Genomic DNA, 7,279 nt, shown 5'->3' with positions numbered 1-7,279 from the left:
CGCACCGCGTACGGGCTGCGCTCCTCCGGCACCACGGGCGCGGGCAGCGCCACGGAGGGCGCGGTGTGCGGCGCGTCCCGCAGCGGGGACCGCGCGAGCGCCACCACCTCCGCCACCTTCTGCTCGGCGAACGCCAGCCGCCCCTTCAGCGCGGGGTCCAGCTCCGGCTCGGCCTCCACGTCGTAGGGGACGTGCAGCAGCGAGCACGACGTGCTGACCACCACCTCCGAGGCGCGCACGGCGCCCAGGGCGGCCAGGGCGCGACCGGGCGAGGTGCGCCAGACGTCGCGCCCGGACACCACGCCCGCCACCACGGTCTTGCCGGTCAGGTCGAGCGCGGGGACGGCGCCGCGGACGAGGTCGATCCCGATGGCCTCCACCGGGGTCTCGGCCAGGACCGGGAGGGCCTCACCGAGGTCGCCGAAGTAGGAGGCCACGAAGAGCCCGGGCCGGGTGGTGAGGGAGCCGAGCCGCGAGTAGGCGGCGCGCACGGCGGCCAGCTCTTCGGCGGTCCGGTCGCCGACCAGCGCGGGCTCGTCGAGCTGGACCCACGAGACCCCCTCGGCGGCCAGCGCGGACAGCAGCTCCTCGTAGCAGGCCAGCACGTCGTCCAGCCGGTCCAGCGCCGAGCCCAGCAGCAGGAACGTCACCGGCCCCACCACCACGGGCCGCGTCTCGTACCCGAGCGCCCGCGCCTCGCGCACCTCGGAGAGCGGCTTGGCCGCGTCCAGCTTGAACACGGTGTCGGGGCCGATCTCCGGCACGATGTAGTGGTAGTTCGTGTCGAACCACTTCGTCATCCGCAGCGGCGCCAGCCCCTCGGTGCCCCTGGCCATCGCGAAGTAGGGGTCGCCGGCCTCGCGGTAGCGCGCGGGCACCGCGCCCAGCAGCACCGCCGTGTCCAGCACCTGGTCGTACAGCGAGAACGTGTTGGACGGCAGCCCTTCCAGCCCCAGCTCGGCGAGCCTGCGCCAGGTCCGCTCCCTGATCCCGGCCCCCACCCGCTCGAGCTCCGCCCGGCTCGACCGCCCGTCCCAGTACGACTCCAGCGCCCGCTTCAGCTCCCGCCGCGGCCCGATCCTCGGATACCCGAGCACCGTGGACTTGGGGAATGGGGACATGTCTGGCTCCCTTGATCTCGTTCGGCTGATCGCAGGCATCCTGCCGAGCACTCGGGAGCTCGTGCATCATGGATTGGTGCTGCTTATGCTCAAGGAGATGCACTGCTTCGCCAGGGTCGCGGAGCGGCTCAGCTTCTCCAGGGCCGCCGCCGACCTGGGGATGTCCCAGCCCGCCATGAGCCAGGCCATCACCCGGCTCGAGCGCGCCGCCGGGGTCAGGCTCTTCGAGCGGACGGCCCGCGACGTGCGGCTCACGGCGGAGGGCAAGGCGCTGCTGCCGTACGCGGAGCAGGTGATCGAGTCGGTCGGCGCCTTCGAGGCCGAGTCGGCCCGGCTGGCCAGGCCGACCATTCATCTCGCTTATCCACCGCTCGTCGGGACGCTGGCGGCGCGGATCGTCAGGCGGCTGGCCGGTCGCACTCCGGCGATCGGCGTGGAGCTGCGGGCGGCGGGCCGGGGCGCGGCGGTGCGGGCGCTGGCGGACGGCGAGGTCTCGGCCGCGATCCTGGCCACTCCGGCGCCGGCGCAGTTCGTGACGGCGGCCAGGTTTCACGTGACGGTCGACCATCTGGCCGTGCCCGCGGGTCACCCGCTGGCCTCCAGGACCAAGGTCGCCCCCGGCGAGCTGGGCGGGCAGGTGCTGCTCACGCCGGGCAGCCGCCCGTGGCCGGGGCTGCCGGGGCGCTCGCGCATGGCGGCCGACGACGACTTCGCGGCCGCGCTCGACCTGGTGGCCGCGGGCGCCGGGCTGCTGCCGATCCCGCAGCTCCTGGCCAGGACCATCAGGAGGGACGACGTGCGCTTCGTGCCGCTCGACGCCGGCGACCTGCGCATCACGTACGCGCTGGCCTGGTCGAAGGAGCGGGTGACGCCGGAGCTGATGGCTCTGGTGCAGGCCGTCCAGGACGCCCTGTGGACCAGGTGACAGGGTGGACTAGGTGAGGGGGAGGTTCTTCAGCGCCTCGCGGCGGCTCAGGCCCGTGATGCCCTTGGCGTTGACGTAGCGGAGCACTTCGTCGGGGTTGGTCTTGGCGTACTCGCGTAACGCCCAGCCGATCGCCTTGCGTGCGAAGAAGTCGTTGTCCGACAGGCTCGGATCGATGCACGCGTACAGCAGGGCCGTGTCGGTGCGCTCCTTGAACCGGTTCTGGCTGAGGATCGCGGTGCGCCGCTTCCACAGGTCGCGGTCGTGCGCCCACTCCAGCATGAGCGGCCGCATGGAGTCGGGGTAGGTGGTCAGCAGCCCGCCGACGCGGTGGGTGGCCAGCTCGTCGACGAGGTCCCACCAGGCCCCGGTGACGATCATCTCCTCGTACATCGGCACCGTGTAGAGGGTCTGGTAGTCGCGGTAGAGGTGGTAGCCGGACAGCTCGACGGCGGCGTAGCGCTCCTCGCGGTATTCGGCCTCGCGCCACAGCGCCAGCACGGCCCGCCGCCACTCCGGCGCGGTGTCCAGCCGGTGCTCGGCGAACACCCGCCGCAGCGCCGCCCGCCTGCGCACCGCCTGGACGCCGAGGAACGGCATCGTCGACTTCATGTACGTGCGCATCGCCTCGGCCTTGCCGGGCTCCGCCGCCTCCTGCAGCGCCAGCCGCACTGCCTTGCCGAGGCTCATCCCTTTTGCGTGGTGCGCTCGCCGGTGGCGAGGCCGTCGAAGAGCACGGTGATGTAGTGCTCGGCCAGCCCGGCCGTGTTGAGCCGGCCGCCGGGACGGAACCAGCGCACCGCGACCCAGATCGTGTCGCGGATCATGCGGTACGTCAGCTTCGGATCGACGTCGGACCGGAACAGCCCGGCCGCCTGGCCCGCCTTGATCTGCGTCACCCAGATCTGCTCGACCTCGTCCTCGGCCTTGACCAGGTAGTTGAACCGCTCGAACTGCCGCAGGTAGTTCCAGTCGTTCTGCATGACGGTGATCGCGGCGCGGTGCGGCTCCAGCGTGCCGAACCCGATGCGGACCATCTCCGACAGCACCGTGCGGGCGTCGGCGCTCGTGTCGACCGCCGCGCGGTAGCGGGCGATGAGGTCGTCGAGGAAGGTGGAGAGCACCTCGTCGACGATCGTCTCCTTGGAGTCGAAGTGGTGGTAGAGACTTCCGGAGAGGATGCCCGCCTCGTCGGCTATCTCACGTACTGTCGTGGCCTGGAAGCCCTTGCGTGCGAAGAGCTCCGCGGCGAGCTTGACGAGGTGGTCGCGGCGCTCGGAGGCGGACCCCGAGCTCGCGCGCTGACGCTTGGCCGGGGTGGTCGTGCTGCCGGAGTTCTTACGCGTGGTCACGACACCATTATGAGCCCTCGCACAATCGCTTGTTCACCTAACTGGTGCAGCTCATGCGGCATTCCGTGCCGTACCAAGCGCTTGCTACGATGCGATGATGGTGAACGAGGCGTACATCGTCGGAGCCGTCCGCACCCCCGTCGCGCGCAGGAACGGCGGCCTGGCCGCGGCCCATCCCGCCGATCTCGGCGCGCACGTGCTCAGGGAGCTGATGCGCCGGACGGACGCCGACCCGGCGGCCGTCGACGACGTGATCTTCGGCTGCGTGGACACGATCGGCCCGCAGGCCGGGGACGTCGCCCGCACCTGCTGGCTCGCGGCCGGGCTCCCCGAGGAGGTGCCCGGCGTCACGGTGGACCGCCAGTGCGGCTCGTCCCAGCAGGCGCTGCACTTCGCCGCCCAGGCCGTGCTGTCCGGCACGAGCGACCTGGTGGTGGCCGGCGGCGTGCAGAACATGAGCATGATCCCCATCTCGGCCGCGATGCTCGCGGGCCGCGCGTTCGGCCACGAGACGCCGTTCGGGGGGTCCAAGGGCTGGGTCGGGCGGTACGGAACGCAGGAGGTCTCCCAGTTCGCGGGGGCCGAGCAGATGGCCGCCACCTGGGACCTGTCGCGCGAGGAGATGGAGCGGTACGCGTACGAGTCGCACCGCCGGGCCCTGCACGCCATCGACGCCGGGCGCTTCGTGCGCGAGATCGCCCCCTACGAGGGCGTGACCACGGACGAGTGCCCGCGCCGGGACACCACGATCGAGCGGATGGCCGGGCTCAAGCCCCTGGTCGAGGGCGGCCGGCTCACCGCTGCCCTGGCGTCCCAGATCTCCGACGGCGCGGCGGCCCTGCTCGTCGCCTCACCCAGGGCCGTACGGGAGCACGGCCTGACCCCGCGCGCCCGCGTGCACCACCTGTCGGCCCGCGGCGCCGACCCGATCGTGATGCTCTCCGCCCCCATCCCGGCCACCGCCCGCGCCCTCGGCATGACGGGCCTGTCCATCGGCGACTTCGACGCGATCGAGATCAACGAGGCGTTCGCGCCGGTCGTCCTGGCCTGGATCAAGGAGACCGGCGCGGATCCCGCCAAGGTGAACCCGAACGGCGGCGCCATCGCGCTCGGCCACTCGCTCGGCGCGACCGGCGCCGTGCTGGCGGTGAAGCTGCTGCACGAGCTGGAGCGCACGGGCGGACGGTACGGCCTGCAGACCATGTGCGAAGGAGGAGGACAGGCGAACGTCACCGTCATCGAGCGCCTGCCTTCCTGAAAGAAGGTGCTGACGTCAGAAAATAACTCTAGCAAATAGGAAACTTTCCTATTAGATTTCGGGTCATGCCCTTGAGCGGTGACCTGCTTCGCCTTGCCGACGCCGTCCTCTTTCCCGGTTTCGCCGGGCACACGCCTCCCGACTGGCTGCGCCGCCGGCTCGGCCAGGGGCTGGCCGCCGTGGCGCTGTTCTCGCGCAACATCGCCGACCCGGCTCAGGTGGCCCGGCTGACCGCCGCGCTGCGCGCGGAGAACCCCTCGGTGCTCGTCGGCATCGACGAGGAGTCGGGGGAGGTCACGCGACTGGAGGTGGCCACGGGGAGCAGCCGCCCCGGAGGGTACGCGCTGGGCGTCGTGGACGACGTGGCCCTGACCGAGGCCCTGGCCAGGGATCTCGGCGGCGACCTGGCGGCGGCGGGCATCACGCTCGACTTCGCCCCCTCGGCCGACGTGAACTCCAACCCGGACAACCCGGTCATCGGCCTGCGGGCCTTCGGCGCGGACCCGGTCCTGGTCTCCCGGCACACCAGGGCGTTCGTGCGCGGCCTGCAGTCGGCGGGCGTGGCCGCGTGCGCCAAGCACTTCCCCGGGCACGGGGACACCTCGGTCGACTCGCATCACGGCGTGCCCGTGGTGGCCGACGGGATCGAGGACGCGCTGCTCCCTTTCCGGGAGGCGATCAAGGAGGGCGTCAAGGCCGTCATGACCGGCCACCTCCTCGTGCCCTCGTACGACGCCGAGCTGCCCGCCACGCTCAGCCCGAAGGTGCTCACCGGGCTGCTGCGGGAGGAGCTCGGGTTCGAAGGAATGATCATCACTGACGGCATCGAGATGGCCGCGGTGACGGGGGCGTACGGGATCGGGGGCGCCTCCGCCCGTGCCATCGCCGCCGGGGCCGACGCGATCTGCGTCGGCGGCGAGCGGGCCGACGAGGCCACCGCCGCCGGCATCCGCGACGCGATCGCCACGGCGGTGACCCAGGGACTGCTGCCCGAGGAACGGCTGGCCGACGCCGCTCGAAGGGTCCGCGAGCTGGCCTCGTGGGCCGCCTCCTCGGGCAGCCAGGCGTCCCGCGACGGCTCCGTGGACGGCTCCGTGGACGGCTCCGTGGACGGCTCCGTGGGCCTGGCCGCCGCGCGCCGGGCGATCCGGATCACCCGCCGGTCCACCGCCCCCGTGCTGCCGCTGACCTCGGCCGCGTCCGTGGTGGAGCTGGCCCCCGTGATGAACCTGGCCATCGACAGGAACACGCCGTGGGGCGTCGGGCAGCCGCTGGCCCGCCTGCTGCCGGGCACCGTGGTGACCCGGCTGGAGGTGGGGGACTCGACGGGTTCGGCGCTGGAGCGCCTGCTCGGGGAGGCCGCCGGACGGCCCCTGGTGATCGTGGTCCGGGACGTGCACCGGCACGCCTGGCAGGAGCAGGCGCTGCGGCACCTGCTCAGCGCCCGGCCCGACGCCGTGGTGGTGGAGATGGGGCTGCCCGAGCGCTCGGACCTGGGCGCCGTGCACATCGCCACGTACGGCTCCGCCCGGGTCTGCGGGCAGGCGGCGGCGGAGGTGCTCACCGGTAGGCTCTGATCCCGTGAACTTCGACGGCGAGGATCTTTCCCGCAAGGCGCTGGCCGATCGGCTCCCGGCGGACGAGACACATGTCTTCCGCGAGTGCGATCTGACGGAGACCGACCTGTGGGGCGCCCCGCTGGCGGGGGCCAGGTTCGAGTCGTGCGTGCTGGACCAGACCGACTTCCGCAAGGCCGACCTCGACGGGGCCTCGTTCACGGGCGGGGGCGGGATGCGGACCCGCTTCAACGACGCCGACCTCATCGACGTGACGTTCACCGACGTGGACCTGTCCTCGGCGCAGTTCGGCGGCGCGCTCCTCACGGACGTCTCGTTCACGGGGTGCCGCATGATCGGCGCCGCGCTGACGGGCTCGCGCGGCACCGGCTTCAAGGTCGCCCGCTCCAACCTGACCCTGGCCAACCTCGGCGGGTGCTCCCTGCGCGCGGAGGTCATCGAGGGGGTCCGCTTCGACGACGCCGATCTGTCGGGGTGCGACTTCACGGAGGCCACGTTCAGCGACTGCCGGTTCATCGGGTCGCGCCTGCTCCAGACCAAGTTCAACAAGGCCGATCTGCGCGGCGCGGACCTGGGCGAGCCGGACGACGCGAAGCTGCGGGCGTTCGCGGGCGCGATCATCAACCAGACCCAGGCCAACGCCATCCTGGCCGCCCGCGGCATCACCGTGCTCTAGCCCCGGGCGCTCCGCTCGTCGCTCATCCGGCTGCCGATAGTCAGATCATCGATATATATTGATCATATGAAATCCATGCAGGAGCCCACGTTCCTGATCCTGACCGCGCTGGCGGCCGGGCCGCAGCACGGGTACGGCGTCATCACCGACGTGGAGCGCATCTCCGACGGCCAGGTCCGCCTGCGCGCCGGCACCCTGTACGCCGCCTTCGACCGCCTCCAGGCGGAGGGCCTCATCGAGGCCGACCGGGAGGAGATCGTGGACGGGCGGGTGCGCCGCTACTACCGGCTCACCGGCGACGGCGCGGCCAGGCTTCGCGTTCCTGGCCACCACGACCACCCGGCTGGCGATCAACGCCACGCAATCCGCC

General features: G+C 72.1%; 7 protein-coding genes and 1 pseudogene. 5 read left to right on the top strand and 3 right to left on the bottom strand.

Annotated features, from left to right (window positions below):
* A pseudogene (locus ACWDX9_RS56875) lies at positions 1 to 1,121 on the bottom strand (5-methyltetrahydropteroyltriglutamate--homocysteine S-methyltransferase); the annotation flags it as partial.
* A gap of 85 nt (positions 1,122 to 1,206) precedes the next feature.
* On the opposite strand from ACWDX9_RS56875, the gene ACWDX9_RS56870 reads away from it, so the two are divergent.
* Positions 1,207 to 2,046 carry a LysR family transcriptional regulator gene (locus ACWDX9_RS56870; protein ID WP_449971366.1) on the top strand — a complete coding sequence of 280 codons (840 nt, stop codon included), beginning with the start codon at positions 1,207 to 1,209 and terminating at the stop codon, positions 2,044 to 2,046.
* A 9-nt stretch (positions 2,047 to 2,055) separates the two neighbouring features.
* Here ACWDX9_RS56870 and ACWDX9_RS56865 read toward each other — a convergent pair whose 3' ends face one another.
* Positions 2,056 to 2,736: a DNA alkylation repair protein gene (locus ACWDX9_RS56865; protein WP_364240329.1), complete on the bottom strand. Its 681-nt coding sequence runs from the start codon at positions 2,734 to 2,736 to the stop codon at positions 2,056 to 2,058.
* Positions 2,733 to 3,398 carry a TetR/AcrR family transcriptional regulator gene (locus ACWDX9_RS56860; protein ID WP_449895452.1) on the bottom strand — a complete coding sequence of 222 codons (666 nt, stop codon included), beginning with the start codon at positions 3,396 to 3,398 and terminating at the stop codon, positions 2,733 to 2,735. Before ACWDX9_RS56860 ends, ACWDX9_RS56865 begins: the two co-directional genes overlap by 4 nt.
* 100 nt (positions 3,399 to 3,498) lie before the next feature.
* Here ACWDX9_RS56860 and ACWDX9_RS56855 point away from each other — a divergent pair, with 100 nt between their 5' ends.
* From ACWDX9_RS56855 to ACWDX9_RS56840, 4 genes are all read left to right on the top strand, one after another.
* Positions 3,499 to 4,656 (top strand): acetyl-CoA C-acetyltransferase, encoded by a 1,158-nt coding sequence (locus tag ACWDX9_RS56855; RefSeq protein ID WP_449971363.1) that lies wholly within the window; start codon positions 3,499 to 3,501, stop codon positions 4,654 to 4,656.
* Between the two features lie 65 nt (positions 4,657 to 4,721).
* Positions 4,722 to 6,233: a glycoside hydrolase family 3 protein gene (locus tag ACWDX9_RS56850; RefSeq protein ID WP_449971360.1), complete on the top strand. Its 1,512-nt coding sequence runs from the start codon at positions 4,722 to 4,724 to the stop codon at positions 6,231 to 6,233.
* Positions 6,234 to 6,237: 4 nt separating this feature from the next.
* The gene (locus tag ACWDX9_RS56845; RefSeq protein WP_364240324.1) at positions 6,238 to 6,909 is read left to right on the top strand and encodes a pentapeptide repeat-containing protein; all 672 of its coding nucleotides are present in this window, start codon (positions 6,238 to 6,240) and stop codon (positions 6,907 to 6,909) included.
* A 66-nt stretch (positions 6,910 to 6,975) separates the two neighbouring features.
* The coding region (locus ACWDX9_RS56840; protein WP_449971357.1) for a PadR family transcriptional regulator at positions 6,976 to 7,279 on the top strand (304 nt) is incomplete at its 3' end.

This window comes from Nonomuraea sp. NPDC003201, assembly GCF_053590415.1.
The sequence above is the reverse complement of the archived record's forward strand: the minus strand, read 5'-3'. Positions and strand labels throughout refer to the sequence as shown.